Annotated in this window: 28 protein-coding genes; 14 read left to right on the forward strand and 14 right to left on the reverse strand. The window is 49.2% G+C overall.

Annotated elements, in window-relative coordinates:
- Positions 1 to 104: 104 nt before the first annotated feature.
- Entirely contained in the window at positions 105 to 533 is a 429-nt protein-coding gene (locus MJX74_RS20170; RefSeq protein ID WP_240224806.1) for a hypothetical protein, read from the forward strand.
- Between the two features lie 205 nt (positions 534 to 738).
- Here MJX74_RS20170 and MJX74_RS21900 read toward each other — a convergent pair whose 3' ends face one another.
- The 3 genes from MJX74_RS21900 to MJX74_RS20185 form a co-directional block, all read right to left on the reverse strand.
- On the reverse strand, positions 739 to 1314 hold the full coding sequence (locus MJX74_RS21900; RefSeq protein ID WP_338052290.1) for an integrase core domain-containing protein: 576 nt from the start codon (positions 1312 to 1314) through the stop codon (positions 739 to 741).
- The gene (locus MJX74_RS20180) at positions 1286 to 1519 is read right to left on the reverse strand and encodes a hypothetical protein (protein ID WP_240224807.1); all 234 of its coding nucleotides are present in this window, start codon (positions 1517 to 1519) and stop codon (positions 1286 to 1288) included. The genes MJX74_RS21900 and MJX74_RS20180 overlap by 29 nt, the downstream gene beginning before the upstream one ends.
- A 251-nt stretch (positions 1520 to 1770) precedes the next feature.
- A complete protein-coding gene (locus MJX74_RS20185) occupies positions 1771 to 3177 on the reverse strand; it encodes a polysaccharide lyase domain-containing protein (protein WP_240224808.1) in 1407 nt (468 codons plus the stop codon).
- A 225-nt stretch (positions 3178 to 3402) separates the two neighbouring features.
- On the opposite strand from MJX74_RS20185, the gene MJX74_RS20190 reads away from it, so the two are divergent.
- Both MJX74_RS20190 and MJX74_RS20195 read left to right on the forward strand, forming a co-directional pair.
- The gene (locus MJX74_RS20190; RefSeq protein ID WP_240224809.1) at positions 3403 to 4329 is read left to right on the forward strand and encodes an ABC transporter ATP-binding protein; all 927 of its coding nucleotides are present in this window, start codon (positions 3403 to 3405) and stop codon (positions 4327 to 4329) included.
- Complete coding sequence (locus MJX74_RS20195; protein WP_240224810.1) at positions 4326 to 5087, forward strand: ABC transporter permease; 762 nt, start codon at positions 4326 to 4328, stop codon at positions 5085 to 5087. The genes MJX74_RS20190 and MJX74_RS20195 overlap by 4 nt, the downstream gene beginning before the upstream one ends.
- Here the strand turns inward: MJX74_RS20195 and MJX74_RS20200 are convergent.
- Positions 5077 to 5952, reverse strand: a complete 876-nt coding sequence (locus MJX74_RS20200) for a hypothetical protein (protein ID WP_240224811.1) — start codon at positions 5950 to 5952, stop codon at positions 5077 to 5079. The genes MJX74_RS20195 and MJX74_RS20200 overlap by 11 nt on opposite strands.
- 198 nt (positions 5953 to 6150) lie before the next feature.
- Between MJX74_RS20200 and MJX74_RS20205 the strand changes: the two genes are divergently transcribed.
- From MJX74_RS20205 to MJX74_RS20220, 4 genes are all read left to right on the forward strand, one after another.
- Positions 6151 to 6993 carry a BON domain-containing protein gene (locus tag MJX74_RS20205; protein ID WP_240224812.1) on the forward strand — a complete coding sequence of 281 codons (843 nt, stop codon included), beginning with the start codon at positions 6151 to 6153 and terminating at the stop codon, positions 6991 to 6993.
- A gap of 85 nt (positions 6994 to 7078) precedes the next feature.
- On the forward strand, positions 7079 to 7801 hold the full coding sequence (locus MJX74_RS20210; RefSeq protein WP_240224813.1) for a GGDEF domain-containing protein: 723 nt from the start codon (positions 7079 to 7081) through the stop codon (positions 7799 to 7801).
- Positions 7802 to 7917: 116 nt separating this feature from the next.
- Positions 7918 to 8349, forward strand: coding sequence for a DUF4398 domain-containing protein (locus MJX74_RS20215; protein ID WP_082694840.1), 432 nt, complete (start codon positions 7918 to 7920; stop codon positions 8347 to 8349).
- The gene (locus tag MJX74_RS20220) at positions 8346 to 9272 is read left to right on the forward strand and encodes an OmpA family protein (RefSeq protein WP_068237415.1); all 927 of its coding nucleotides are present in this window, start codon (positions 8346 to 8348) and stop codon (positions 9270 to 9272) included. Before MJX74_RS20215 ends, MJX74_RS20220 begins: the two co-directional genes overlap by 4 nt.
- Positions 9273 to 9329: 57 nt before the next feature.
- On the opposite strand, the gene MJX74_RS20225 is transcribed toward MJX74_RS20220, so the two are convergent.
- The 3 genes from MJX74_RS20225 to MJX74_RS20235 form a co-directional block, all read right to left on the reverse strand.
- The gene (locus MJX74_RS20225) at positions 9330 to 10088 is read right to left on the reverse strand and encodes a Crp/Fnr family transcriptional regulator (protein WP_240224814.1); all 759 of its coding nucleotides are present in this window, start codon (positions 10086 to 10088) and stop codon (positions 9330 to 9332) included.
- Between the two features lie 113 nt (positions 10089 to 10201).
- Entirely contained in the window at positions 10202 to 10957 is a 756-nt protein-coding gene (locus MJX74_RS20230; RefSeq protein WP_240224815.1) for a Crp/Fnr family transcriptional regulator, read from the reverse strand.
- A 92-nt stretch (positions 10958 to 11049) separates the two neighbouring features.
- Positions 11050 to 11361: a BON domain-containing protein gene (locus MJX74_RS20235; protein ID WP_240224816.1), complete on the reverse strand. Its 312-nt coding sequence runs from the start codon at positions 11359 to 11361 to the stop codon at positions 11050 to 11052.
- A gap of 207 nt (positions 11362 to 11568) precedes the next feature.
- Here MJX74_RS20235 and MJX74_RS20240 point away from each other — a divergent pair, with 207 nt between their 5' ends.
- From MJX74_RS20240 to MJX74_RS20250, 3 genes are all read left to right on the forward strand, one after another.
- Entirely contained in the window at positions 11569 to 11988 is a 420-nt protein-coding gene (locus MJX74_RS20240) for a PRC-barrel domain-containing protein (protein ID WP_240224817.1), read from the forward strand.
- A 123-nt stretch (positions 11989 to 12111) separates the two neighbouring features.
- Positions 12112 to 12258, forward strand: a complete 147-nt coding sequence (locus MJX74_RS20245) for a lmo0937 family membrane protein (protein WP_240224818.1) — start codon at positions 12112 to 12114, stop codon at positions 12256 to 12258.
- Positions 12259 to 12285: 27 nt separating this feature from the next.
- Positions 12286 to 12945: a GGDEF domain-containing protein gene (locus tag MJX74_RS20250; protein WP_240224819.1), complete on the forward strand. Its 660-nt coding sequence runs from the start codon at positions 12286 to 12288 to the stop codon at positions 12943 to 12945.
- A gap of 64 nt (positions 12946 to 13009) precedes the next feature.
- On the opposite strand, the gene MJX74_RS20255 is transcribed toward MJX74_RS20250, so the two are convergent.
- The 3 genes from MJX74_RS20255 to MJX74_RS20265 form a co-directional block, all read right to left on the reverse strand.
- Entirely contained in the window at positions 13010 to 14929 is a 1920-nt protein-coding gene (locus tag MJX74_RS20255) for a S9 family peptidase (RefSeq protein WP_240224820.1), read from the reverse strand.
- Positions 14930 to 15059: 130 nt separating this feature from the next.
- On the reverse strand, positions 15060 to 15308 hold the full coding sequence (locus tag MJX74_RS20260) for a GNAT family N-acetyltransferase (protein ID WP_240224821.1): 249 nt from the start codon (positions 15306 to 15308) through the stop codon (positions 15060 to 15062).
- Positions 15305 to 15571: a hypothetical protein gene (locus MJX74_RS20265; RefSeq protein WP_240224823.1), complete on the reverse strand. Its 267-nt coding sequence runs from the start codon at positions 15569 to 15571 to the stop codon at positions 15305 to 15307. Before MJX74_RS20265 ends, MJX74_RS20260 begins: the two co-directional genes overlap by 4 nt.
- 164 nt (positions 15572 to 15735) lie before the next feature.
- Between MJX74_RS20265 and MJX74_RS20270 the strand changes: the two genes are divergently transcribed.
- A complete protein-coding gene (locus tag MJX74_RS20270) occupies positions 15736 to 16977 on the forward strand; it encodes an NRAMP family divalent metal transporter (RefSeq protein ID WP_240224824.1) in 1242 nt (413 codons plus the stop codon).
- A gap of 17 nt (positions 16978 to 16994) precedes the next feature.
- Complete coding sequence (locus tag MJX74_RS20275) at positions 16995 to 18239, forward strand: cation:proton antiporter (RefSeq protein WP_240224825.1); 1245 nt, start codon at positions 16995 to 16997, stop codon at positions 18237 to 18239.
- A 36-nt stretch (positions 18240 to 18275) separates the two neighbouring features.
- Here the strand turns inward: MJX74_RS20275 and ilvN are convergent, their stop codons facing one another.
- Together ilvN and MJX74_RS20285 are read right to left on the reverse strand one after the other, a co-directional pair.
- On the reverse strand, positions 18276 to 18767 hold the full coding sequence (gene ilvN, locus MJX74_RS20280) for an acetolactate synthase small subunit (protein ID WP_068237383.1): 492 nt from the start codon (positions 18765 to 18767) through the stop codon (positions 18276 to 18278).
- 1 nt (position 18768) lies between these two features.
- Positions 18769 to 20538: an acetolactate synthase 3 large subunit gene (locus tag MJX74_RS20285; RefSeq protein WP_240224827.1), complete on the reverse strand. Its 1770-nt coding sequence runs from the start codon at positions 20536 to 20538 to the stop codon at positions 18769 to 18771.
- Between the two features lie 348 nt (positions 20539 to 20886).
- Between MJX74_RS20285 and MJX74_RS20290 the strand changes: the two genes are divergently transcribed.
- Entirely contained in the window at positions 20887 to 21744 is an 858-nt protein-coding gene (locus tag MJX74_RS20290; protein ID WP_240224828.1) for a tetratricopeptide repeat protein, read from the forward strand.
- A gap of 18 nt (positions 21745 to 21762) precedes the next feature.
- Here MJX74_RS20290 and MJX74_RS20295 read toward each other — a convergent pair whose 3' ends face one another.
- Both MJX74_RS20295 and MJX74_RS20300 read right to left on the reverse strand, forming a co-directional pair.
- A complete protein-coding gene (locus MJX74_RS20295) occupies positions 21763 to 22149 on the reverse strand; it encodes a response regulator (RefSeq protein ID WP_240224830.1) in 387 nt (128 codons plus the stop codon).
- Positions 22146 to 24005, reverse strand: a complete 1860-nt coding sequence (locus tag MJX74_RS20300) for an ATP-binding protein (RefSeq protein WP_240224831.1) — start codon at positions 24003 to 24005, stop codon at positions 22146 to 22148. Before MJX74_RS20300 ends, MJX74_RS20295 begins: the two co-directional genes overlap by 4 nt.
- Positions 24006 to 24080: 75 nt before the next feature.
- Between MJX74_RS20300 and MJX74_RS20305 the strand changes: the two genes are divergently transcribed.
- Positions 24081 to 25262 carry a class I SAM-dependent methyltransferase gene (locus tag MJX74_RS20305; protein WP_240224832.1) on the forward strand — a complete coding sequence of 394 codons (1182 nt, stop codon included), beginning with the start codon at positions 24081 to 24083 and terminating at the stop codon, positions 25260 to 25262.

Here is a 25262-nt window from a genome sequence, read left to right on the forward strand (position 1 = left end):
AGGCAGTTTGAAATTTGTAAATCCGGTCACGGGAACGAGAGTTTTTGTTAATCCAGAGACTAAACAAGTTGTGGGTATTCAGCCGGGAGATTTTGGAGACTAATATGGAAGATCCTGAAAATCTTGTTAATGAGTTTAGTTATTACATGGATGAAAGTGTTCCAGTGTATGGGATAGAATCAATAATGATGAATGACTCAGCGACAGTAAAGAATATTGGGTATGGGACAAGCGTTTGGATTTCTGAGAGTGGAAGGATCTTGGAGGTTGAGAGCCTATATCCATCACGCGTGTTTAAAGAAAGTAATGCTCTTCTCATTGAAAAAAGTGAAGCGCCTATATTTACCTTTCCAGTAGATAGAGTTAATGATTGCTCTGTCGATATTCTTAACTGTGAATCTATATTCTTAATTAAATGGGGTGAAGGCAAGCTTTACCATTATGAATCTAATGGAGTTATTATTATTAATGACAATGTTGTTATGGGGGTCGGTGTTTTTGTGGTTGTCCCGTCCAAGTGTCCAAATAAGTGATCCCGCCATTAATCACTGCCATTTTGCTGAAATAACCAGCAAGGTGGCGGTGGTTTATCTTAGCGTTAGCCAGATTTTTTGTGGCTAACCATCTTAAACTTCCAATAACTGTTTATATTTTATGCAAAATGCCATATCAGGCGCAGCCAGAATGCTTGCTGTTCTGGACAGCAAAATTCCGCTTATTGAGCTTACCTGCCAGTGACTATTCTCTGGCGTAGTGGCCTTGTAATAAGCCATCCCATAACGCCATATATCGCCATCGTTTTGTAACCGGTGTCGGTTGGTTATACCAAACTTCATTTGGTGTTCTGCCGTGCAGATTTTGATGTGGCCGTACTGCGTTATACCACCACTGAAATTCTGCCAGACGCAGGGTTAGCTCCGTGCCGTTATCATTGGTTATCTGGCGCAGGTATTTTTTCAGCGTACCAAACAACCGCTCTATCCTGCCGTTCTGCCACGGGCAGCCTAAATCTGTGGTCTGGTGGTTTATTCCCAATAGCCTTAAACCCCAACGGAACAAGCGTGAGGTAAACACTGCTTCGTTATCAGTACGGATAATCTGCGGCTTGCCAAAGCATTCAATGGCATCACAAATAGCCCGAAGTAAGGTAACAGAAGCCTTATTTCTGATATTTGTTAAGACAAGAGCTTTGCGGGAGTGGTGTTCGCAAATCCCCAAAATGGTGTGTATTTCGCCTTGCTTGTCTGCGATGCCGGTTAAATCTATGCCCCAATAACGGTAGGGCTTAACGGCGTAAGGTGGCTTTTGCTTTATCTTTCGCCGTTAGCATAATTGCCCGGCGATGCTGCTTTAAGGTATAGGCCACCCAGCTTTTACTCACTGATATGCGTTGCTGCGCAAAACGGCGGTTAAAAATATCGGTCAGGCTGCGACAGCCCAACTGCGGCATCAAAGCTTTCAACCGGATAATTTCAACCACTGCCCAGGCGGGTTTCTTACGGCTGCGTATTTTTATCACTGGCTCAGGTTTTCTGTTGACGCGAAAGTGCGTGTTGTGCGGCATTTTGCGACTAAGCCAGATACTGCATAAGAGTAAAATAATCCCCACAACACCAGAGTAAATTAATAGCTTCAAAAGGGCTTTCTAAGGTTGTTAAGCAGGGTTCTGAGTATACATATCCATAATGATCGCCAGCCAGCCCGGACATCCCCTATCCGGGCCGCGCTCAGTCTACTGAGAAGATGAGTTTGTAGTGGGAATTATAGAACTCAATTTATTAATCCGTTCCCATGTACGGTATTAGGCGTCTCATCTACTTTGATTGAAACATAGTTCTGAAAATAGTTGTATTGCACTATGTTGTGGCGTGATAAATCTCGATTGTCGGCAGAGCTACCAAAAGCGTACCCGCTGTCATCTTCACAATAGTTACGATTACCGTTTCTGGAGGCTAGCCATACAGCCCAAGTGTTAGCCGGGGATGAATTATTAAATGTATTGCCTTCGATCAGGTTATGGTCAGGTGTTTGATGTCTGATTAAGCCTCTTTCGCCACAATTGCGATAGGTATGAACAGCTCCTTTAGCAATTCTGTTAAATACATTATTTTTTATAACATTATGTGCCGAACCATCTACAGCAATAACCTCACGTAGGCGGGATGTTGTATCAAAGACATTATTTTCGATTGTATTAAAAGCCGTTTCTGCGTCCAGATATATTACGGCATGCTCTGATGTTCCGATAAAGCGGGAGTTTCTGACTGATAAGTTTGTTGTACCTATGTGAACATACAGCTTAGTCTGAGCACCGCCAAATGTGACATTGTTGAACACTATATTCTTCGGAGCATAAAACTGTACTCTTTCTACATGCCAAAGCTGGCGCGAGCTTTCTATAACGTTGTTAAAGTAATTTGGATTTGATGCCATGCCATTGACTATCACCTGTTTATTAATAGTGCAGTTTTTAATGGTCACATTTGACGGTGATGGATAGTCGTAAGTATTGGTGTAGGGGTTCAAAGTAGTGCTTGCTTCAATCGATATGCCATTCTCAAGTGTGGCTCCTCTACAGTCATACACTACGCCATTACCCTCCAATCCTCTTATATGTAGTCTTGGTATTATGCGGTCGGTGGGATTTAATGTAAGGTTGCAGTTCGTTATAACTCCTGAAGCACTTACTGAGTTTAGCAAAGAAGCTTTTTGGCTTGTAGTACAGTCAGCTGTTTCTGAATTTGCTGACAACGGCCGTGGTATAGCGTATCGGCCAGAGTTTTTAAGTAATCTATTAGGGCCGTGTTGAGAGATACCATGAATATATACAAATTGACCAGTATATTTTGCTACATCAGACGCAGGTAGAGTAGCCAGATATCGGTGGCTGGTGTTACTGGTATGACATACTTCATTTACAACTGCTTCATTCGCTCTGTTGGCGATGATTCCTTTGTACAGCTTACCCTTGCCAGCTTCGGCACCCAGGTATATATGCACGGACAAAGCTCTCTCGTCACCATCGTCACAAGCCCAGCCCCATATATCAACTGAACCGTCACTATTTAGTCTCGTACCATCAACGTAACCTTTCAGTCCATAAGCAATTGCCTTTGCTGGCAATAGGATCAATATCGCCAACAAAAAGATAAGAAAGTAATTTGTCTTTCCTGACATTATGTTTTACCTCGGATAAGAAATTAAATGAAAGCGAAATGTAACATAAAAGAATATTCCATTCTAGGGAGGGCAGATTGTTCACATGTAGGAAAAATACGGAAATAAACACTTGACCTTAAGTTAGCTTGAGGTAATAGCTTCTGGTGCTGTTTTACTGCTGCCAGCTTTTGGCTGGGGTTAAGCTAAACTGCTAGCGGCAATTTCAAGGTTATAGGGGGTAAAGTGCAAGCTATTATTCAGGTAAACAATTTAAGCAAAACCTATCCATCCGGTTTTCAGGCGTTGCAAAACATTCAATTGGATATTCGCCGTGGTGAAATCTTTGCCTTGCTGGGGCCGAACGGGGCTGGCAAAACGACCTTAATCAGTATTATCTGCGGCATTGTTAACCCGGGCGACGGCATTGTATTGGTAGACGGCCTGGATATAGTGCAGCAGTACCGCAAGGCCCGCCAGCGTATAGGCCTGGTGCCGCAGGAGTTGTCGGTCAGTATCTTTGAAACAGTATGGGATACCGTGTGTTTTAGCCGCGGTTTATTTGGCAAACCGGCCGACCCGGCCTACCTGCAGCAATTGCTGCGTGATTTATCGTTGTGGGATAAAAAAGACAGCAAAATTATGACGCTGTCCGGTGGTATGAAACGGCGGGTATTAATAGCCAAAGCGCTGGCACATCAGCCACAAATTTTGTTTCTGGATGAACCTACCGCCGGTGTCGATGTAGAGCTGCGCCGGGATATGTGGCAGATGATCCGCCGGCTGCGAGATAGCGGCGTGACTATTATTCTTACCACCCATTATATTGAAGAAGCCGAAGATATGGCCGATCGCATTGGCGTGATCCGTGCCGGTAAATTGATCCTGGTAGATGACAAAACCAGCCTGATGCAAAAACTGGGTAAGAAGCAATTACTGTTGCAACTGACAACGGCATTACCGCAAATCCCGGCTGCGCTGTCGGCCTATCAGTTGCAGTTATCTGCTGATAACAACCAACTGATATACACCTTTGATGCACAGCAGGAGCAAGCCACTATCACCAGCTTGTTACGCCAGCTGAATACTCAGGGCATAGAGTTTAGTGATCTGCACACCAGAGAAAGCTCGCTGGAAGATATTTTTATCAGCCTGATGGGAGATGCCGCATGAACTTCTTCGCCATTAAAGCCATTTATCTGTTTGAGTTAGCCCGCACCCGGCGCACGCTGATGCAAAGTATTGCCTCACCGGTGTTATCTACCTCGTTGTATTTTATTGTGTTTGGCTCTGCTATCGGTTCACGTATGGTGGCCATTGACGGCATCAGTTATGGCGCCTTTATTGTGCCGGGCTTAATTATGCTGACGGTGCTGACAGAGAGTACGTCGAACGCTTCTTTTGGTATTTATATGCCAAAATTCTCCGGCACCATATACGAGATTTTATCGGCACCGGTGTCAGCAGTAGAAATTATCCTTGGTTATGTTGGCGCGGCAGCCAGTAAGGCTATTTTATTGGGGTTAATTATCCTGTTTACAGCGCAGTTTTTTGTCGATTTCAGCATAATGCACCCGCTATGGATGCTGACATTTTTAGTGCTTACCGCCATTAGCTTTAGCCTGTTTGGTTTTATTATCGGCGTGCTGGCTAACAGCTTTGAACAACTGCAAATTGTGCCGCTGATGGTGATCACGCCGCTAACCTTTTTAGGTGGCAGCTTTTATTCCATCAGTATGCTGCCGCCGCTGTGGCAACAAATAACGCTGTTTAACCCGGTGGTATATCTGATCAGTGGTTTTCGCTGGAGCTTTTACGGTGTGGCCGATGTGAATGTTGGCCTGAGCCTGGCGATGATCCTGCTGTTTATGGCCAGCTGTATTGCAGTAATCTGCTGGATTTTTCACACCGGCTATAAAGTTAAGGTGTAAGCACGCTAGCAGCTGGCAGTGCGGCTGTCAGCTGTTCACTCAGCGCTTTAGCAATGGCTTGATCCTGCCAGTACAGATTATGCGACAACGGGTTCCAGCTGGCGGTTAACCAGCTGAAAAAGCCACCGCCGCTGGCGTTAATTTCAATATCAGTTACCAGTGCGGCATAGCCGTCTGATAACTCGGCCAGTGGCCAGCCCAGTACATCGTCTTTGTCGTAGTAGTTGTGCCAGATAAAAGCGCTGTTGGGCTTAGTGAAAGGAATTATTTGCTCCATAGCGTGGGCGGCAACAAAGATCGGAATATTGCAGCCTGTGGTAATCAGGCTAACCAGATGGTCACCGCGTAAAAACGCGATATCCTCCTCAGTTAGCAGACTATCGCCGCTGATAGCCGCCTGATAGCGCTTAATGTTCCGCCAGATCCCGGCTGCCGGTTTTAGCCCGGCTTTGGCTTGTTGCGCATCCCACAAATAGCACGACAGCACATGGCAGCCTAATGAATGCGCCAGTAACACCAGTTTGCCGTCGGCGGTTAATTGCTGCTTTGCCAGATACAGTGCGCGGGCTATTTTCAGCTGGCTGTAATGATACAAACTATGTGGATGTTCTTTACGATGCTCCAGCGCCGCGGCGTCGGCAAAACCAAATAACATAAAGCGGCGCAATTTGCTCCAGCGCAGGCGTGAGCCTGTAGCCTGCCACACCCGCTGCTCGTTGTACTGCAGTAAGTCTTGATAATACACGGTGCCGTAATACAGCTGCGCTGTGGTAATAGTTTGCTGCAACCGGGCAAAGAGTTTGTCAGCATAATCTGGCTGGGTTTCGCCCATACCATGAATTGTCACCAGCGCTACGCTCTTCATTGCTCAGGCCTGCTGTTTAGTTGTACTACGGCGTACTATAACGCTAGGTTAATGGTTTGTAGATTATTTTCTGGTTGCACAGGTGCAGCTTTAAAGTGCCTTATGCGCGCTGTCGCACAGAACGACATAAATAACAAGCCTATTGTATGGTACCGGATAGTGCATTTCTGTGCTGTCTGAGCTGACAACGAGGTTTATATGAACAAGTTTCATGCAAAGTTGCTACTGGCAACCGCAATAACATTAGCGTTAGGCAGTGCGCAAGTTGTCGCCGATGACAAGATGGCAGCGAAAGCGAAAAGTGGGCCGGTAGTGGATGCCCGCCAGGAAGCTCAAATCTGGACTACCTATACACTAAGCCCTTATTTACGGGCCAATGATTTAACCGTTACGGTGCTGGATGGCAAAGCTACGCTTAGCGGCAATGTCGAAGACGATGTACACAAAGATCTGGCCGGTGCTATTGCTGCCGGTGTTAGCGGTATTAGCGATGTTGACAACAAAATTACTGTAGATGCTGATTATAAAACGCCTGATCGCAGCAGCACCCGCGGTTACGGCGATGTAGTAGACGATGCCACTATTACCACTGCCGTAAAGTCAAAGTTGCTGTGGAGCAAGCATACCGAAGGTATGGACACCAAAGTGGTAACTAATGCAGGTAAAGTTGAGCTAAGCGGCACAGTAGCGACACAACAGGCAGAAAAGCTGGCAAAAAAGCTGGCAAAAAATACTGATGGCGTGCGCTCAGTAGACAATAAACTGCAGGTTAGCGACACAACAACTGATGGCAAAAGCTATAAAAAGGCCGATGCGGAAAAAGGCAGCGTGATCGCCGATAGCTGGATCACCACCAAGGTTAAATCAACTTTTATGTACTCCAGCAATGTAGCCGGGTCTGATATTTCGGTTAATACCGAAAAAGGCGTGGTTACACTGGCTGGCAGAGTAGGCAGTGGTGCAGAGCAAGCTCTGGCAATTGAACTGGCGCAGAATATCCGCGGAGTAAAAAGTGTGGCATCACGCCAGCTTATTTTTTAAGCAGCCAACCTGGGCTTAGGTTAGGTTTACCGGCCCAAGCCAACAGTTGCTTAAACTGTGTTAACCGGAAAAGGTGGGCATTGATATGAACGAGCCGCAGTATGCAAACCCGCAAGTGTTGCGTAACACTATGCTGCAGCTTAACGTTGAAGCGTTAAGTGCCGAAATGGTACGGATGCGCTGCGAAGTGATATTGCAGCAAAATATCTGGTTGCGACAACAGCGGCATTTACAACAACATAATCAGTTGCTGCTGTTAACCCTGATGCAGGCGGTTAGCCAAAATGCCAGTACCCAAACCAAGCTGCAGCAAGTAAACCTGGAAAGCCAGTGTGATGCACTGACCAAAACACTTAACCGCAGCATTATGCTGGACCGTATAGACCATGCCATTAGCATGTCGAAACGGCAACGACGCCGCTTTGCGCTGTTATTTATTGATCTGGACCGGTTTAAACCGGTCAATGATCAGCATGGCCATGCTGCCGGTGATGCGGTACTGCTGCAAGTCAGTGCGCGTTTAACCGCCGCTGTACGCGACAGTGATGCGGTAAGCCGGCACGGTGGTGATGAGTTCTTGTTGCTGCTTAACGACATTAAAGATAATCAGGCGGCTACCTTGTTTGCCAATAAACTGGTGCAGGTGTTGGCGCAGCCTTACCAGATAGCAGGAGCGAGTGTTTTATTATCCGCCAGTATAGGTATGGCGTTGTTCCCTGAGCACGGCAACAGTGCTCATACCCTGATTAGCTGCGCAGACGCTGCTATGTACCGCGCCAAGCAGCAAGGTGGTAACCGGGTATGCTAAGGCCTGGCGAAATCTGTTGGCGCTATGCGCGCCAGCGCACAGACAGCGGTTGGTTTTAACGGCATAGTGAAACAGGGCTCACTTTCGCTGCAGCCCCGGTTTATCAGGAGCTATAGATGAAAACACACATTGCCGACACTCTGGTTAGCGCAGAGCCTTTATCCAGAGCACGATCTGGCAAACGCTGGCTGTTACTGGCCAGCGCCGTTGTAGTATTAAGCGGCTGTGCTTCAGCACCACTGCCACCCACGGCTGAAATGCAGGCAGCAGAACGCGCCATTGGCACGGCTGAGCAGGCGCAGGTTGTGCGTTACACCACTGTCGAGCTTGATACTGCGCGTAAAGAGCTGGCAGCTGCACGCTTAGCCATAACTGAAGAAAATATGCCGCAAGCCAGACGGCTGGCGCTGCAAGCGCAGTTAAATGCCGAGCTGGCCCTGGCTCGCGCTGAGCTGGTTAAAGCGCAGGCAGTAAATAAAGATATGCAGCAAAGTATTGACGCCGTGCAGCAGGAAGCCCAGCGTAATATGTCAGGAGTAAAACTATGAATAGCGCGCTTTCTTCAGAAAAAATGTCTGTTAGCAAAACCTTGCTTAGCCTGAGCCTGGCGGCCGTGTTTGTTGCCGGTTGTGCCAGCGCACCGAAAAGCCCGGATGGTGCAGCTAATGTGCGCCAGCAGCTTATTCAACTGCAAGGCAACCAACAATTGGCGGTGTTAGCGCCACTGGCTATAAAAGAAGCAGAGCAAGCTGTTATTGCCGCTGAGCAACCGGAAAAAAATACCGCTTTAGCCGCCCACCGGGTGATTATGGCCGAACGCAAAGTAAATATGGCCAGCACCCAGGCGCAAACCCGTTTGCTGGAGTTACAACGCGACAGTTTAAGCCAGAAACGTGACGAAGTACGGCTGACTGCCCGCACTCAGGAAGCCGCCAGCGCCCGCGCTGACGCCAGTGATGCACGCAGTGATGCTGAAATGGCCCGTTCGCAAGCCAGCAATGCTCAGGCCAGCGCCGCCATGGCACGCCAGCAAGCCGATGCCGCCGCAGCAACCGCTGCTGCCACTACAGCAGATCTGCGGGCCCAAATAGCTGAGCTTAATGCCCGGCCAACCGACAGAGGCTTAGTAGTAACACTGGGCGATGTGTTGTTTGACACCGGCAGGGCTAACCTGAAAAGCGGCACCAGTAATCATCTGGATAAACTGGCGGAGTTTTTAAACGCCTATCCAACACGCACGGCACAAATTGAAGGCCATACCGACGACGTAGGCTCTGACGCTGCCAATATGCTGTTGTCGCAGCGGCGCGCCGATACCGTTAAAGCATTTTTGGTCGCGCAGGGTATTGCTGCCAGCCGCCTGGATGCATCTGGCAAAGGCGAAACTACACCATTGGCCAGCAATGATTCAGCCGGTGGCAAGCAACAAAACCGCCGGGTAGAAGTAATTATCGCCAACATTGCAGAATAATACTGCCAGGCGTTAACCTGATAAACACACCCGCTCTGGCGGGTGTTTTTTTGTATGCTAGGGTGTACCTTGTTCTGCTAATAAACGTTTTGCGGTGTCGGGTATTGGTTCGCCCAGCAAGCGACGGTAATTGTCTATTCCTACCTGATAGCATTCACAGGCCGCATGTTTTAACGCGGTGCGGTCTAATATACTTATCATGCCGCGGCTGTAACTAATATATTGTTTTTGCTGTAAAATGCCTGCCGCTACGGTAACGCCACTGCGCCGCACGCCTAACATATCCGCCAGAAACTGATGCGTCAGATGAAAATCATTACTATGCGCCCGGTCATGGCTCATTAACAGCCAGCGCGCCAGGCGGTAATCCAGCTCATGAAAATGCGCGCAGGCCGCGCTTTGTGACAACTGCGCCATTAACACAAACAGATATTGCTGCAATATATGCTGCAGTTGCGGGCAATCGTGCAGCAGTTGCTGCAGCGCGGCAATATCGATACGCCAGGCCGTGCCTTTGCCTTGCACCACAGCCTGCATCGGCGCGGTAGTTATGCCAAGTGCCAGCGTAACGCCCAGCATACCTTCGTTGCCAATTAAGCCCATTTCCAGCGGTTTATGCCCGGCCAGCTTGGTTACCAGCGAAATAAAGCCACTTAGCGGGAAATACAAATAGCGGTAGCGCTGCTGCGGCTCGCACAATAGCGTGCCAAACTCCAGCTCTACCACATCACAATGTTGCAACAGCAATACACGTTCTTTTTCTGACAGCAAATTAACTAAATGATTAGTAATAAGCGGAACAGTTGAAACAGACATAGCGCTGGCCTCTAGCACTGGCATTGCCGTAATGGCGCAAGACAGGTGCTGTGCAGCCTTGGCGTCTGAGTATAGCGGTTTTGGGTTGTGGCTCTGTGCGCTAAGCCACTAAGTTATGTATTGTTGCTGGGTAGGTATTGCAGCAGCCGGTCGGTTTCAGCTTTTACCACTTCGTAGCATTCGCAGCTTAGTTGTTCCAGTTTAGGCCGGTTGATAACCACGATATGACCACGGCTGTAGTCAATAACGCCTTGTTTTTGCAAGCGGCCGGCCGCTTCGGTTACGCCTTCACGGCGCACGCCAAGCATATTGGCTATCAGCTCTTGTGTCATCACCAGGTGATTGTCTTTTAACCTGTCCAGCGACAGCAATAACCAACGGCATAATTGCTGATCAATACTATGGTGGCGGTTACATACCGCGGTTTGCGCCATTTGTGTCAGTAACGCCTGCGAGTAGCGCAACATTAACTGCAGCAGCTCGCCATGGCGGTTAAACTCGTCTTTCATCCGCTGGCCCAGTAACCGGTAAGCAAAACCGGCACTTTGCACTATGGCGCGGCTGGTGGTGCTTTCGCCGCCCATAAACAGCGCAACGCCAACAAGGCCCTCGTAACCGACTACTGAAATTTCAGCCGAGGCGCCATTTTCCATGACATACAGCAAGGACACTATGCAATTAGTAGGAAAATACACATAGCGCATAACATCGCCAGACTCATACAACACCTTACCCAGCGGCATTTCAACCAACTCCAGATGCGGAAATAACCGCTGCTGCACATCAGCAGGCGCGGCATTAAGCAAAAGGTTTTGCGTTGGCTGGTTTTTAACGGTGGCACAGTGTTGCTGTGATGCCTGCAGGGGCATAACGATGTCCTTATGTTATCAGGAGTGGTTATCAGTATAGTTAAGCAAAATGTCAGCTTTGTGCGTCAGCGAACATAAAATAAAAAGCGGTATTATTTAACCCGCATATCATTTTTTACTGCAGTGACGCCGGTAATTTCACGCGCTACCCGGATGGCGGTAGTAATATCTTCTGCAGAGCTGACAAAGCCACTTAGTTGTACTACGCCTTTAAACGTTTCGACATTAATTTCGCTGACTTTAAGTGAAGCAGTATTAAAAATAGCGGCTTTTACCTTAGTGGTGATTACGGTGTCGTCTACATATTCACCGGTGCCAGCCCGGGTAGCAGTGGCGCCGCAGCCTGCTAATGTCAGGCTGAATAAGCCTACTAACAAAATGGCGCAAATACTTTGCTTTTTCATGATGTATGTCCTGTTTTTTGGGGGAATGGGGTTTTTACCGCTGAACGTTACGCGTTAATAAGCCAAAACTCTGTGCGCTAGCGCACAAACAGAGCTGTATTTGTTTGGTGTTGTACCGCACAGAGCTGACCTTGTTGTTGCGTTATGCTTTGCCCAACATGCGGCAACACTCTCGTTTGGCTGCAGGTTTTCAGGCAGGAGCGACATATGAACTACGAAATGCGTGACACTTTTGGTATGTATAAAGGCACTTTGAATGGGCCCGGCCCGCAACTGATGGGCGCCAATACCCTGGTAGGTAACGATGTTTACAACCACAAGGAAGAGAGCCTGGGCGACATTAAAGAAATTATGCTTGATGTTGGCAATGGCAAAGTCAGCTATGCCGTGCTGTCGTTTGGTGCCTTTTTAGGCATGGGCGAAAAGCTGTTTGCTGTGCCGTGGAGTGCGCTGACACTGGATACAGAAAACAAACGCTTTGTCTTAAACATAGAAAAAGACCGCCTACGTGAAGCTCCGGGTTTTGACAAAAATAAATGGCCAAATATGGCAGATAAAGCCTGGGCAAAACATGTAGATACCTACTATGCCACAAAGCAGCCGGACAATTTTCCCGACTCAGTGTAATAACACTCACCAGGCCCGTTAATACAAACGGGCTTTTATCTGGCTATGTGGTGTAGCGCACATACAGCATTAAAAGCCGCGCGATATAATAAAGCCCTTTTCATAATTTACAGGTAAGTTGCTATGTTAGAAACAATTATTGTGCTGCTGGTTATTCTTTGGGCGTTGGGGCTGGTATCTTCTTATACCATGGGTGGTTTTATCCATATTTTGCTGGTTGTTGCCCTGGTTGTGGTAGCAATACGCTTGATCCGCGGCCGCAGGATCTGACATTTGCACAGCTGGGCAGGGGGCTTTATGCAACATAAACTCAGTGTAGTAACGCAGATTTACGGTGCCTTGCCCTCAACACAAAAAATATTGCTATCGCCAAGGCGCAGCTATGCCGAGTTGCAGCAAGCCCTGCAGCGGGCTGAAAGTATTACCGAGCGTACCTTGTGCGAACTGCTGGCGCTGCAACAAAGCCAGTTGTTGGGTACTAAGGCTGAAGCAACTGATAAACTGCAAATACAGCCACAGCTGAGTTACATGATTAAGCAGGCTCAGCGCAATGGCAGCAGTTTTGCCGTGTTGTTTGTGCAACTGGATCATTATAAAAATATTTATGACGGCCACGGTGCTGTAGTGGCTAAACAGGTTAGCGAAGCAGCTCTGGCGCGTATGGTAGCGACACTGCGCGATTGTGACAGTATTAGCCAGCAGGCGGATGATCAATTTTTACTGCTGATAACCGATGTGTCACGTATTTATGATGCCGTGCTGGTAGCAGAAAAGCTAAAACAGAAGTTGTCGATATTACACGGCGTATCTGTGCTGCCGCTTCCAATCACTGTCAGCATTGGTATCAGCCGTTTTCCGCAAGATGGTAACGACGCCGGCTTACTGATAGAAAGAGCCGCCGCAGCGCTGCTGCATGCGCAAAACCGGGGCGGTAATCAGTTTTCGTTATTGCGTTAAAGCAAACTAGCTGTAAAAATCTGATAAGTAAACTAAGGGGCCCGGCTGGGCCCCTGTGACGGTGTTACAGGTATTGCTGCAGAAACTTCAGATAAGCCTGCTGGGCAGTAATGCGGTTGCTCTTTTTCAAAAAGCCGTGGCCTTCGTCCGGAAACAGCACATATTCTACCGGTACGTTGTTAGCACGAATGGCGGCGACCATTTCATCGCTTTCTACCTGCAGTACCCGTGGATCGTTGGCGCCTTGTACTACCAGCACCGGTTTTTTCACTTTATCACCGTGGAACAATGGTGAAATACGACGCAGGCGTTCGCCGTCTACCGCCGGATCGCCAAGCTCCGCATATAACGATTCACGAAATGCCTCCCACCAAGGCGGAATGCTTTCCAGCGTGCGTACCCAGTTGGTTACACCAAAAATATTGATGCCCAGCTTAAACTCGTCGGTAAAGGCCATAGCAGCCATAGTAAGGTAGCCGCCATAGCTGCCGCCCATCACGCCGATGCGATCAGCGGCAACCCAATCGAGGCTTTGCAGATACTTTTTGCCATAGACGATATCTTGTAAATCGTCTTCGCCGTGGCGTAAATCGTCCAGATGAAAGAAGGTTTTACCATAACCGGACGAGCCGCGGTTATTCACGGCTAACACGGCATAACCCTGGTTTACCAGATGCTGAATAACCGGGCTGTAGCCGGTACGTGACTGGCCGCCAGGGCCGCCGTGGATCCAAATCAGTGCCGGTACTTTTGCCGTGGCGCTGGCTTGCTTTGGTTGATACAGCAACGCCGGTATGGCTAAGTCATCAAAGCTGTTGTAGCGCACCACACTGCTTTGCACCAGTTTGGCTTCATCAATGCTGCTGTCCAGTGCCTGTGTTAAGCGCTGAGCCTGGCCATCACCCAGTTTCCAAACGTATAAATTAGACGGGCTGTTGTCGGCATTGAGGTAAAAACTCAGGTACTGGCTGTCGGCCGAAAAGGTTACGCCGCGTAAGTCGCCGGCTGGCAATGGCGGTAATTGCAGGCTTTGGCCGCTTTGTTGCTCAGTAATACTGATCAGGGTAGAGGCATCGGCATTAATACCCTGTACCTGATATTTGCTGTCGTCACTGAAGTAAATAAAGCTGATATCCCAGTCAGCACGGCTATAGGGGCTGGTTTCGCCATTGGCCAGACTGTAACTGTAAGCTTCTACAAACTCGCTGTTGCCATCGGTGCCAAACAGCAGAGTGCTGCTATCCGGAGTAAAGCCATACACGTTATGAGAAATATTACCGTCGTGCTCTGTTAGTAGCGTGGCGATAGGTTTTTTTGCCTGTAAGTCGATTAAAAACAGGTTGTTATCGGCGTTGTTGCGCTCTTTGCTTAATGCCAGATAACGGCCGTTTTTACTAACAGCATCAATGCTGTAACCGTCGTTGTTTTCGTATATCAGTGTGCGGCTGTAGTCGGTAGCGTTGTAGTGATATAAATCGAAAAACCGCGCGTCGCGCTCATTGCTGGTAATAAAAAAGCTGTCATCATCATGCCAGCCGGCAAAGGCAGCTTTTAGTTTGTCGCCGGGGGTAAGGTCACGCACTGTGCCATCAAGTTCGCGCAGATAAATATGGTTTAGCTCGTTACCGCCCTGATCAGCGGTATACAGCAGGCGATCGTCATTCGGAAACCAGCTAACGGGAAAGGCCGGGTCGCTAACCGACTGCGTTAACGGCTGCCAGTCTTTACCGTCCAGGCTAACCCGGTACAGGTTAAACACGCCGCTTTCGTCGGACGCGACCAGCAGGGCACTGGCATTATGGTTAATGTCGTTGCCCAGATAGGTTTTAGTGGCAAAAAATTGCTCTGCGCTGTATTGCGGTATCGCGGTACTTACACTTGGTTCGGCAGTATTGCCGGTGGGGGCAGCAGGTGGTGGCGCTTTATCGCAGCCAGTTAATATAACCGAGCTTAACAGCAGGGCGAGGGTTAGACGCGATAGCATGATAGTGTCCTTATATCAGTGTAAAACACAAAGTCGCGACTGCCTGCTCTGCGACGGCTTATAACGCCGGTGACCGGCAGATGTAACAAAATTGAGCTAACAAATTTGAGTTAACAAAACTTAGCTAAAGCTAGCGTAAAAACTTCTGCACATAAGAGCAGCTGGCCTGCAATTGATACTGCTGTGCTTTAGCCCACGCCAGGCCATGGCGCACCAACTTTTCTGCCAGGCCTTTGCCCCTGAACGCCGGCGGGACAAAGGTATGATGGAAATTAATATGACTGCCGGTTAACTGGTAGTCCAGCACGGCCTCAGCGCCATTGAGAGTCATAACAAAACGCTGCTGCTGTGGCTGATGTACAATAGTGGCCTCTGTCATGCGTCTTCTTCCAGCCAGGGTGTTTGTGGCAATTGTGCCAGATGGGCGGCATAACGTTCTAAATTAAAGCTTTGTTGATGTTCAATCACATCAATCATTTCAGGCGCTAAGGCGCAGGCGATCAGTTCAACAGCTTCATCGCGGCTGTGGCCGGTCATCCGCAGGCGCATTAAGGTTTCGGTAACTTGTTTCGGGTAATTGTCGGCCAGCTGGTTTTCTACCACTTCAAACAGCATGGCCTGATCGAGCAGTTCTTCGCTCATAAATGCCTCAGTATTGCTTTTGTGCATTGCATTATAGTTGCGCCAGTATGGAATATCTGCAGGCGCTTGCCAATCAGCTACGGAAAAAAGCTTGCACCAGATAGTATTTAGCGGTGGCTTTGGCTAAGCTGGGACGCCCTGAATTTGGATAAAGAACACAATCTATGCAACAGGAAAATTATGGCTGGCGCGGCCGTATGCAGGCGCTTGGCCCCGGTATTTTAATGGCTACGGCGGCTATTGGAGGCTCGCATCTGGTAGCGTCTACGCAATCGGGGGCTTTATTTGGCTGGCAGCTAGCCTGGCTGATTTTGCTGGTTAATGTGCTGAAGTATCCGTTTTTCCGTTTTGGTGTTGAATACACGCTAACTCGTAAAGAAAGTCTGCTGGTGGGGTATCAGCGTAAAGGGCGCGGTTATTTTTACAGTTTTATTGTGCTGAATATTATTGCTGCCGTGGTCAACACCGCCGGAGTACTGCTGTTAACTGCCAGCCTGTTGCAATATGCGCTGCCGGGTAATTTATCGGTTACCTTATTGTGCTGGGGCATATTGGCAGCTTGTTTGCTGATTTTGCTGCTGGGCCATTACAAAGCACTGGATAATGTGTCAAAAATTATCATGGTACTGCTGACATTTACCACGCTGATTGCTGCGGTAATAGCCTGGCACAATGGCGCTCAGGCACCGCAGGGTTATGTTGGCCCTTCGCCCTGGACACTGGCCAGCCTGGGTTTTTTGGTGGCACTGATGGGATGGATGCCGGCACCAATCGAAATATCGGCTATCAGCTCGCTGTGGTTAAAGGCCAAACAACGCCATACCCATATCACCCGCGCCCAGGGTTTGTTTGATTTTAATCTGGGCTATTGGCTTACTGCTGCTCTGGCGCTGGTATTTTTATCTTTAGGGGCATTGGTGCAATACGGCAGTGAGCAGCCGATAGCGTTGGCAGGCAGTGCTTTTGCTCAGCAACTGATGCATATGTATGCCAGCACTATTGGCGATTGGAGTGCGCCTTTAGTCGCGCTAATTGCGTTTTTATGTATGTTTGGTACCACCATTACCGTGCTGGACGGTTACGCCCGTACTTTACATGCCTCTTTTGCCCAACTGGGCTGGATTAAACACCCGGCGGCGCTGAATTACTGGCTGATAGTTCAGGCCGCCTGTGGCATGGCAATGATCCTGTTTTTTAAAGCCGCACTGGCGCCTATGTTAACTTTTGCCATGACACTGGCATTTTTAACCACGCCGGTATTTGCCTGGCTTAACTACAGCCTGATGCGCGGTGACGGTGCCATAGTGCTAAGCTGGCCGCTGCGGCTACTTAGCTGGGCCGGTTTATTCTATCTGAGTGGTTTTTCATTGCTGTTTTTAGGCTGGTACAGTGGCTTACTGGGTTAACTGAAGGGGCTGGCCTAATGGGGTTTAGTACAGTGTGGTTGTTTCTGTTACAACTCCTGCTGATTATACTGGCGGCGCAGCTTATGGGGCGGTTGGCCCGTTTTATTGGTCAGCCCAAAGTAGTGGGTGAAATGATTGCCGGTGTGCTGCTGGGGCCGTCGCTATTCGGTTGGCTGGCGCCACAGTTGCAGCAAAGCATTTTTACCGCAGATACCCGCAGCTGGCTGTACTTTGGCGCCCAGCTTGGCGTGGGCTTGTATATGTTTCTGGTTGGGCTGGAATTTAACACCCGGTTGTTTAAACACCATGCTAAAAGTGCTGTTAGCGTATCGCTAGCCGGTATGTTGGCGCCTTTTGCCTGTGCAGCCTTGTTGTGTTTATGGCTTACCGATACGCCCGGGCTATTTGCGGCCGATATTTCTTATTTTAACGCGGCCCTATTTATGGGCGCCGCCATTGCTATTACGGCCTTTCCGATGCTGGCGCGCATTATTTATGAGCGTGGTTTAGCCGGTACACCTCTGGGTACCATGGCGTTGGCAGCCGGAGCCATAGATGATGCAGCCGCCTGGCTGGTGCTGGCTTTTGTGCTTGCCAGCTTTGGCGGTGGCGCAGAGTTGCTGTTTAAAGCTCTGCTGGGTGGTGGTTTATATGCGTTTATCATGCTCACCCGAGTACGGCGCTGGCTGCAGCCGCTGGCTGATAATATCGCCCGCAATAACCATATGAGCTATGCCCAGTTTATCGGTATTATGCTGTTATTTTCCGTTTCAGCTTACAGCATGGACTGGGTCGGCCTGCATGCGGTATTCGGCGGCTTTTTACTGGGTATTGCCATGCCGCGCGGCGTAATCGTGGAGCAACTGCGTAAGCGGCTGGAAAAATTTACTATCTTGCTGTTGTTACCAATGTTTTTTACCTATTCCGGCCTGAATACGCAACTGGACGTGCTGGGCTCATGGCAGGTGCTATCGGTAGCGCTGGTGGTGTTGGCTGTTTCTGTATTTGCCAAAGGTGTGGCTTGTTGGGCGGCAGCCCGGCTAAATGGAGCAGATAACCGTACGGCAATGGCGATAGGTGCATTAATGAATGCGCGCGGCCTGATGGAGCTGATTATTATTAATATCGCGCTAAGTTATGGCGTTATCCAGCCGGCGCTGTTTTCTATTATGGTGGTGATGGCGATAGTCACCACGCTGATGGCATCGCCGTTGTTTCAGTGGGTGTATGGCAGGCATCAGCCAAAAAACACAGCAGCCTGAGGCTGCTGTTGGTGGTTGGTAATAAAAAAAGCAGTATTACAGCGCCAGCGTTTTTTCACCACGGGCAATGCCGGAGGCGCCGCTACGCACTACTTCCATTATCGGCGTAGTGCCAAGCGCCTGAATAAAGGCATCCAGTTTATCACTGGTGCCAACCAGCTGAATGGTGTAGGTAGCCGGGGTTACGTCGATAATCTGGCCGCGGAAAATATCGGCGCAGCGTTTTACCTCTTCGCGCTGATTACCACTGGCTTTTACTTTTACCAGCATCAGTTCGCGCTCAATGTGCGCCGCTTCGCTGATATCCGACACCTTTACCACTTCAATCAGCTTATGCAGTTGCTTACTGATTTGTTCTATCACCTGATCATTGCCATGTGTTACCAGAGTTAAGCGTGACAGGGTTGGATCTTCGGTGGCGGCTACATTTAGTGAGTCAATGTTATAGCCGCGCTGGGCAAACAGGCCAACTAAACGGGCTAAAGCGCCGGATTCGTTTTCCAGCAGAACAGAAATAATATGCCGCATGTTAAGTCCTCTCTGTTTTGCTTAAAAACATATCGTTCATCGCGCCACCCGGCACCTGCATCGGGTAAACGTGCTCTTTCGGGTCGATATGAATATCCAGAAACACCAGGCGGTCTTTTAATGCAAAGGCACGTTCCAGTGCCGGTTGCAGCTCTTCCGGTGTGGTCACCCGAATGCCAACATGGCCATAAGCCTCCGCCAGTTTGACAAAGTCGGGCAGGGAATCCATATACGAGCTGGCGTAGCGCGACTCGTAATTCATGTCCTGCCATTGTTTAACCATGCCCAAATAGCCGTTATTCAGGTTAATAATTTTTACGCCTAAACCGTATTGCTTACAGGTAGACAGCTCCTGAATATTCATCTGAATAGAACCCTCCCCGGTAACACACACCACATCGGCATCGGGGTAATTCAGCTTTACACCCATCGCCGCTGGCAAGCCAAAACCCATGGTGCCAAGGCCGCCGGAGTTGATCCAGCGGTTAGGCTTATTAAACTTGTAATACTGTGCGGCAAACATCTGGTGCTGGCCTACGTCACTGCAAACATAGGCTTCGCCTTTAGTGATTTTACTAACCTGCTCAATCACATATTGCGGCTTTAGCAGGGGTGCTGTGGTGTCGTAGCGGCCACCGTGTACTGCGCGCCACTGGTCTATTTGCTGCCACCATTGTTGCAGTGCGGCGCTGTCTAACTTTTTCTTCTTCTGTTTTAACACTTCCAGCATTTCTGTCAGCACGGGTTGCACCAGGCCGACGATAGGAATATGCGTATTAATGGTTTTACTGATGCTGGCCGGGTCGATATCGATATGAATAATGGTGGCGTCCGGGCAGAATTTTTTGGTGTTGTTCGTCACGCGATCATCAAAGCGGGCACCGACAGCCAGAATAACGTCAGCATGGTGCATAGTCTGATTGGCTTCATAACTGCCGTGCATACCCAGCATACCAATAAACTGTTTATCATCGGCCGGGTAAGCGCCTAAGCCCATCAGAGTATTGGTTACCGGCAGGTTTAGCAATTTAGCCAGTTCGGTCAGCTCGTTTGACGCGCTACCCATAATCACACCACCACCGGCATATAAAATCGGCTTTTTCGCGCCCAGCAATGCCGTAACAGCTTTTTTAATCTGGCCGCTGTGGCCTTTGAGTTTGGGCTGATATGAGCGCAGGTTAATTTCTGCCGGGTAATGGTAGGCAAATTTCTGGTTTGGCATGGTCATATCTTTGGGGATATCCAGCACCACCGGGCCCGGCCGGCCGGTTTGCGCGATATGAAAGGCCTTTTTAATTAAATAGGGAATATCTTCTGGCCGGCGCACTGACATATTGTGCTTACAAATTGGCCGCGAGATACCCAGCATGTCGGTTTCCTGAAACGCATCACCGCCAATTAAGTGGCTCATTACCTGGCCGGTAAGCACCACCATCGGAATAGAATCCATATAGGCAGTAGCAATACCAGTAACCGCATTGGTGGCGCCGGGGCCTGAGGTTACCAGCACAACACCGGCTTTGCCACTGGCACGGGCGTATGCATCGGCCATATGGGTAGCGGCTTGTTCATGTCGTACCAAGACATGCTTAACTTTGTTTTGCTGAAACAGGGCATCGTAAATATGTAATACAGCGCCACCCGGATAACCGTACAGGTATTCGACACCCTCATCGGCTAGGGCGCGTATTACCATGGCGGCGCCGGATAACATTTCTGTTGCTCTGGTGGAGTCGGCTGACTTATCGTCTGGCTGGGTCTGGCTGGTCATTATGCTATCTCATAGTTTGCTGTGGCAAATACAACACACCACGGCTTTGCAAGCAAAGACGCGGGTGAATACTCCTAAAGCAACCAAAGGCCGCTTTAATTCTGTGTGCTACGTGGACTGGTTAAACAGGATAAGCTGTTAAACTCAAACTATGGCGCTATGGTTATTTGCTGCTGAGCAGTCATTTTTGTGCGCTGTATTAATTTACGTGATAGACGGCCGGATGTCGATGCTTTTTTCCGCCGTTTTAGCGGCGGGTGTCAGCACTTACAAGGCTTGCAAAGCCACGGCTGTGCCCACATAGTAAGACACAATTGAATTTTGATCTGCCAGCAAGGATTTTGTTTTATGCACCAGCCTATTATTGATGTTTCTATTGATAACGCCCGTGAGGTACTGGATGCCTCGATGCAGAAACTGGTGCTATTCCAGTTCTGGTCGGCCCGCAGCGAGGGTTGCAAGCAGTTAAGCCCGGTGCTGGAACGCATAGTACAACAATATCCGCAGCAGTTACTGCTGGCCAGGGTAGATTGTGACAAAGAACAAGACCTGGCTATGCAGTTTGGTGTGCAATCGCTGCCAACCGTGATGATGATTAAACAAGGCCGGCCGGTTGATGGCTTTGCCGGAGTAGAAACCGAGCAGGCTATCCGCGATAAACTGGCCGCTTACTTACCTAAGCCGGAAGATGATTTACTGGCACAGGCTGAACAATTGTTGGCAACGCAGGACTACGCCGCTGCTTATCCGTTGTTAAAAGACGCGTTAACCCTGGCACCCGAGCGCACCGAAATTAAGCTGTGGCTGGCCGATGCCGCTGTTAGCCTGGGCCAGCTGCCGCAGGCAGAAGCGCTGCTAAGCGAGATAAAACTGGCCGATCAGGATGCCTTGTATAAATCGGTGGTTGCCAAATTGGAGCTGGCCAAAGAAGCCGCAGACACGCCAGAAATTAAGGCGCTGGAAACTGCATTGGCGGCAGAACCCGACGCTGCACCAAATAAAAACGAACTGAAAGAAAAACTGGCTGTGCAATATCAGGCGGTACAACGCAGTGAAGAAGCGCTGGCGTTGCTGCTGAGTATTCTGCAACAGGACTTAAACTACGGCGGCAGCAAAAAGCTGTATCTGGATATTCTGGCTGCGCTGCCCAAAGGCGACAGTGTGGCAACGCTGTACCGGCGTAAATTATACAGCCTGCTCTACTGATACTAAAGCAAGTCGCTGTTACTGATGAAAGTCAATCCAGATTTGTCTGATCTGGTTTGACAGCGTCATAGGGTCAAACGGCTTTGCTACCACATCAGCGGCTCCCAATGCTTTGTATGACGCCACTTCATTGCTTTGCACCTTGGCTGTCATAAATACTACCGGGACTTTGGTTAAATCGTACTGGTTTTGTAGTTGATGCAATGTAGTGGGACCATCCATGCCTGGCATCATCACATCCAGCAAGATCAGTTGCGGTGTTACTGATGGGTAATCTGTTAATGCCTGCTTGCCACTGGCGCAGGTGTGCACGCTAAAGCCTCCGACGGCTTCCAGCGCAATTTTTGCTACCTGTTGAATAGACGGATCGTCCTCTACGTGCATAATGCTTTGTAATTCATTCATAAATCTACCTCTGGTAGTTCTATAGTTTTTGCCAGTGGCAGTAACAAATAAAACTCACTGCCTTTATCTTGCTCGGACTTAAAGCCGATGTCACCCTGCATACGGCTCATCAGCTGTTTACTTATAGCCAGACCGAGCCCGGTACCGCCTTTGCTTTTAATATCCGAGCTGTCAGCCTGAGAAAACTTGCTGAAAATATGCGGTTTAAACTGCTCGTTAATACCGCAGCCGCTATCTATTACCCGGATCAATGCATTATTGTCCTGTTGCTGCACAATAATATTAACCACCGCCTGGGGTGGTGAAAATTTAGCTGCATTGGAGAGCAGGTTAGCCATAACCTGCTGCAGGCGCATGTTATCAACATTTACCCACATATCGGCCGATGTGGCTTCTAGTTGGTAGGAAACCTGATATTGCTGGGCATAGCTTTGGTTATCGTGTAACGAGGCCTCTATGATAGGCAATAATGGTTGCGGCTGAATATCAAACAACATCTTGCCGGCGATCAGCTTATCCATATCCAGCAGATCATTAATCAGCAGCTGTAATTTTTTAACGTTGGCCTGTGCCAGCTGTGTCATTTGTGCCGCTTGCTGCGGCAGTGGGCCAAATACTTCGCCATGCAGTAGGCCGATGGCACCGCTAATCGCTGTCAATGGCGTGCGCAGTTCATGGCTTACGGTAGAGACAAACTCATCTTTGAGGCGCTCAATTTTTTTTCTTTCGCTAATGTCACTAATGAAACCGTACCACAGTACGCTGCCATCTGCCTGGCGTTCAGGTACTGAGCTGCCGGTAACCCATATCACCGCGCCATCAGGGCGTTGTATCCGGTAATCCAGCTTCCACAGGCTAAGTTGCTGTGCTGAGGCGATAATACTGTCATAAACCAATTGGGCATCGTCCGGGTGGATCAGCGATAGTATCGGGCTGGCATCAAGCCTTACCTGCTCAGGTGTCAACTGGTAAATATCACGGATGCCCTCGCTGCAGTAAGGCAAACAGCTACTGCCATCTGGCGCTAACTGAAACTGAAATACCATGCCCGGTAGCTGGCTGGCAATTTTCTGTAACCGCCCGGCGGCTTCAATTTGTGCATCCAGATAGCGTCGGCGTTCAATGGTGCTGCCAATCCAGCGCGCCAGCAGGCTGACAAATTCGCACTCCAGTTGGCTAAAAGCCAGTTCTCGCGAACTGGCCGAAGAAAATCCCACTGTGCCAAACGGTTTTCCCTCTACCTGCACTACACTGCCAATATAGCTTTCCAGGGCAAAAGCTTTAAAGGCCGGGTGGCTGGCATAGGGGCCGGCACTCATTTGATTAGTGGCAAAAATGCCGCCTTCGGCCAGTGCCAGGCTGCAATAAGTATTACCCAGCTCAACATGACTATCGTCCTGCAATAAACCGGCTGGTGCGCTGTGTACCAGGATCTGATAATCCTGCTGCTCAATTTTACTGAGCACAGCGATGGGTAATTGCAGGTAATCTGCAGCAACCTGCAGCGCCTGGCGTAGCTGCTTGCGCCAGTCGGGGTTAAAGCTGGCGGCGATATTGTTTAAGGTGCTAAGTGCTTGCTGGTATTTCTGCGTTTGCTGTGCCGCCAGTTGCTGTTTTAAACTCTCTGACTGCTTTACTTCCTGCAGCAGACGTCTGATTAAGCGTTTAACCTCAGAAAGCAGTATTAATAGCAGCAGTTCGCTGGCTAAAAATGCCAGTACCCAGCGTTGTAACACATCGTCAGTTGGATTAAGCCGGTATCCCCGCCATGCCAGATAGCTAAATAGTATCAGCAATAACATGCTGCCCAGCCAACTGATAAAATTAGTGGTTCTGCTAACGCGTTGATTTATCATAGCGGCCTTAATCTAAGCGGACTGCTTTACTATAAAGCACAAGCGCTGGCCTGGCAAAAAGGCGGATAGATATTTATGAGCAACATATTAACGCAGCAATTTCAGCAGCTAAGCAACGTACTGCAGCAGTACCGGCAGTATTGGCAACTACTGCCGTTTACCTGCGACGCTGTGCCGTGGCCGGATAGTGAACTACAGCAGTTGTTAGCAGGTCTGGATGATGGCCTGCTAAGGCAGATTGACCAAAGTAGTACTTTGCAGAAACAGTATTTTTCGCCATTTTTCCCGGCGCTATTTACCTTACCAGCAGTGGCTGTTGCCGCTGATTCTGACCCCTTGCCGGCGTTACCATTCTGGCTGGAGAATGGCATTGGCGGGCGTAAACTGCAGCAAATTTATGCATTGTGTCAGCATTGGCCACACAGTAAGTTACCGGTGCTGGAGTGGTGTGCTGGCAAAGGGCATCTGGGCCGGATACTGGCCCATCGTTTTGCTGTGCCGGTAACCAGTGTCGAATGGCAGCCACAGTTATGTGAAGATGGTGCGGCATTGGCAGAAAAGTATCAGCTGCCACAACAGTTTATTTGTGCTGATGTATTAAGCAGCCCGCTTGGCGCTGCCTTACAGCCACAGCAGCATATCGTAGCGCTGCATGCCTGTGGCCAGTTACATATTACTATGCTGCAACAAGCAGTGCAGGCAGGTTGCCAGCAGTTACAGCTAGTGCCGTGCTGTTACCATTTGATTGCGCAAACGCAGTATCAGCCGATGTCTGATCTTGCTTTGCAGCACAATTTATTGTTAAGCAAAGACGATTTGAAGCTGGTGGTGCAGGGCCAGGTAACAGCAGGTGAGCGGGTTGAAAAACTCAGAGCAACTGAAGTGCTTTGGCGGCTGGCTTATGATGAATTGCGGGCCGACCTTACCGGACAGCAGCATTACCGGCCGCTGTCGTCGGTTGGTAAGCAGTGGTTTAGCGGCAGTTTTACCGCCTTTGCCTGCTGGGCGGCAGCGCAGCATCAGTTGCAGCTACCGGCCGTGATAGATGAAGACGTATATCTGCTAAGGGCACAGCACCGTGCAGCTACAGTTCAGCGCATTGAATTGATAAGACACTTATTTCGCCGGCCGCTGGAGTTATGGCTGGCGCTGGATAAAGCACTATATTTGCAACAGCATGGTTATCAGATCAGCATCAGCGAATTTTGTAATTATCAGGTAACACCACGTAACCTGCTGCTGACAGCAACCAGATAA

Source organism: Rheinheimera hassiensis (assembly GCF_022436675.1).
Taxonomy (GTDB): Bacteria; Pseudomonadota; Gammaproteobacteria; order Enterobacterales; family Alteromonadaceae; genus Alishewanella; species Alishewanella hassiensis.

Excerpts from the sequence above, each read along its gene's own strand:
- MJX74_RS20220 (WP_068237415.1), top strand. The coding sequence starts at position 8,346 with ATGAATAGCGCGCTTTCTTCAGAAAAAATGTCTGTTAGCAAAACCTTG.
- MJX74_RS20210 (WP_240224813.1), top strand. The coding sequence starts at position 7,079 with ATGAACGAGCCGCAGTATGCAAACCCGCAAGTGTTGCGTAACACTATG.
- MJX74_RS20195 (WP_240224810.1), top strand. The coding sequence starts at position 4,326 with ATGAACTTCTTCGCCATTAAAGCCATTTATCTGTTTGAGTTAGCCCGC.
- ilvN (WP_068237383.1), bottom strand. The coding sequence starts at position 18,767 with ATGCGGCATATTATTTCTGTTCTGCTGGAAAACGAATCCGGCGCTTTA.
- MJX74_RS20170 (WP_240224806.1), top strand. The coding sequence starts at position 105 with ATGGAAGATCCTGAAAATCTTGTTAATGAGTTTAGTTATTACATGGAT.
- MJX74_RS20285 (WP_240224827.1), bottom strand. The coding sequence starts at position 20,538 with ATGACCAGCCAGACCCAGCCAGACGATAAGTCAGCCGACTCCACCAGA.
- MJX74_RS20240 (WP_240224817.1), top strand. The coding sequence starts at position 11,569 with ATGAACTACGAAATGCGTGACACTTTTGGTATGTATAAAGGCACTTTG.
- MJX74_RS20245 (WP_240224818.1), top strand. The coding sequence starts at position 12,112 with ATGTTAGAAACAATTATTGTGCTGCTGGTTATTCTTTGGGCGTTGGGG.
- MJX74_RS20225 (WP_240224814.1), bottom strand. The coding sequence starts at position 10,088 with ATGTCTGTTTCAACTGTTCCGCTTATTACTAATCATTTAGTTAATTTG.
- MJX74_RS20300 (WP_240224831.1), bottom strand. The coding sequence starts at position 24,005 with ATGATAAATCAACGCGTTAGCAGAACCACTAATTTTATCAGTTGGCTG.
- MJX74_RS20205 (WP_240224812.1), top strand. The coding sequence starts at position 6,151 with ATGAACAAGTTTCATGCAAAGTTGCTACTGGCAACCGCAATAACATTA.
- MJX74_RS20235 (WP_240224816.1), bottom strand. The coding sequence starts at position 11,361 with ATGAAAAAGCAAAGTATTTGCGCCATTTTGTTAGTAGGCTTATTCAGC.
- MJX74_RS20215 (WP_082694840.1), top strand. The coding sequence starts at position 7,918 with ATGAAAACACACATTGCCGACACTCTGGTTAGCGCAGAGCCTTTATCC.
- MJX74_RS20185 (WP_240224808.1), bottom strand. The coding sequence starts at position 3,177 with ATGTCAGGAAAGACAAATTACTTTCTTATCTTTTTGTTGGCGATATTG.
- MJX74_RS20275 (WP_240224825.1), top strand. The coding sequence starts at position 16,995 with ATGGGGTTTAGTACAGTGTGGTTGTTTCTGTTACAACTCCTGCTGATT.
- MJX74_RS20260 (WP_240224821.1), bottom strand. The coding sequence starts at position 15,308 with ATGACAGAGGCCACTATTGTACATCAGCCACAGCAGCAGCGTTTTGTT.
- MJX74_RS20265 (WP_240224823.1), bottom strand. The coding sequence starts at position 15,571 with ATGAGCGAAGAACTGCTCGATCAGGCCATGCTGTTTGAAGTGGTAGAA.
- MJX74_RS20295 (WP_240224830.1), bottom strand. The coding sequence starts at position 22,149 with ATGAATGAATTACAAAGCATTATGCACGTAGAGGACGATCCGTCTATT.
- MJX74_RS20200 (WP_240224811.1), bottom strand. The coding sequence starts at position 5,952 with ATGAAGAGCGTAGCGCTGGTGACAATTCATGGTATGGGCGAAACCCAG.
- MJX74_RS20250 (WP_240224819.1), top strand. The coding sequence starts at position 12,286 with ATGCAACATAAACTCAGTGTAGTAACGCAGATTTACGGTGCCTTGCCC.
- MJX74_RS20305 (WP_240224832.1), top strand. The coding sequence starts at position 24,081 with ATGAGCAACATATTAACGCAGCAATTTCAGCAGCTAAGCAACGTACTG.
- MJX74_RS20230 (WP_240224815.1), bottom strand. The coding sequence starts at position 10,957 with ATGCCCCTGCAGGCATCACAGCAACACTGTGCCACCGTTAAAAACCAG.
- MJX74_RS20290 (WP_240224828.1), top strand. The coding sequence starts at position 20,887 with ATGCACCAGCCTATTATTGATGTTTCTATTGATAACGCCCGTGAGGTA.
- MJX74_RS20270 (WP_240224824.1), top strand. The coding sequence starts at position 15,736 with ATGCAACAGGAAAATTATGGCTGGCGCGGCCGTATGCAGGCGCTTGGC.
- MJX74_RS20255 (WP_240224820.1), bottom strand. The coding sequence starts at position 14,929 with ATGCTATCGCGTCTAACCCTCGCCCTGCTGTTAAGCTCGGTTATATTA.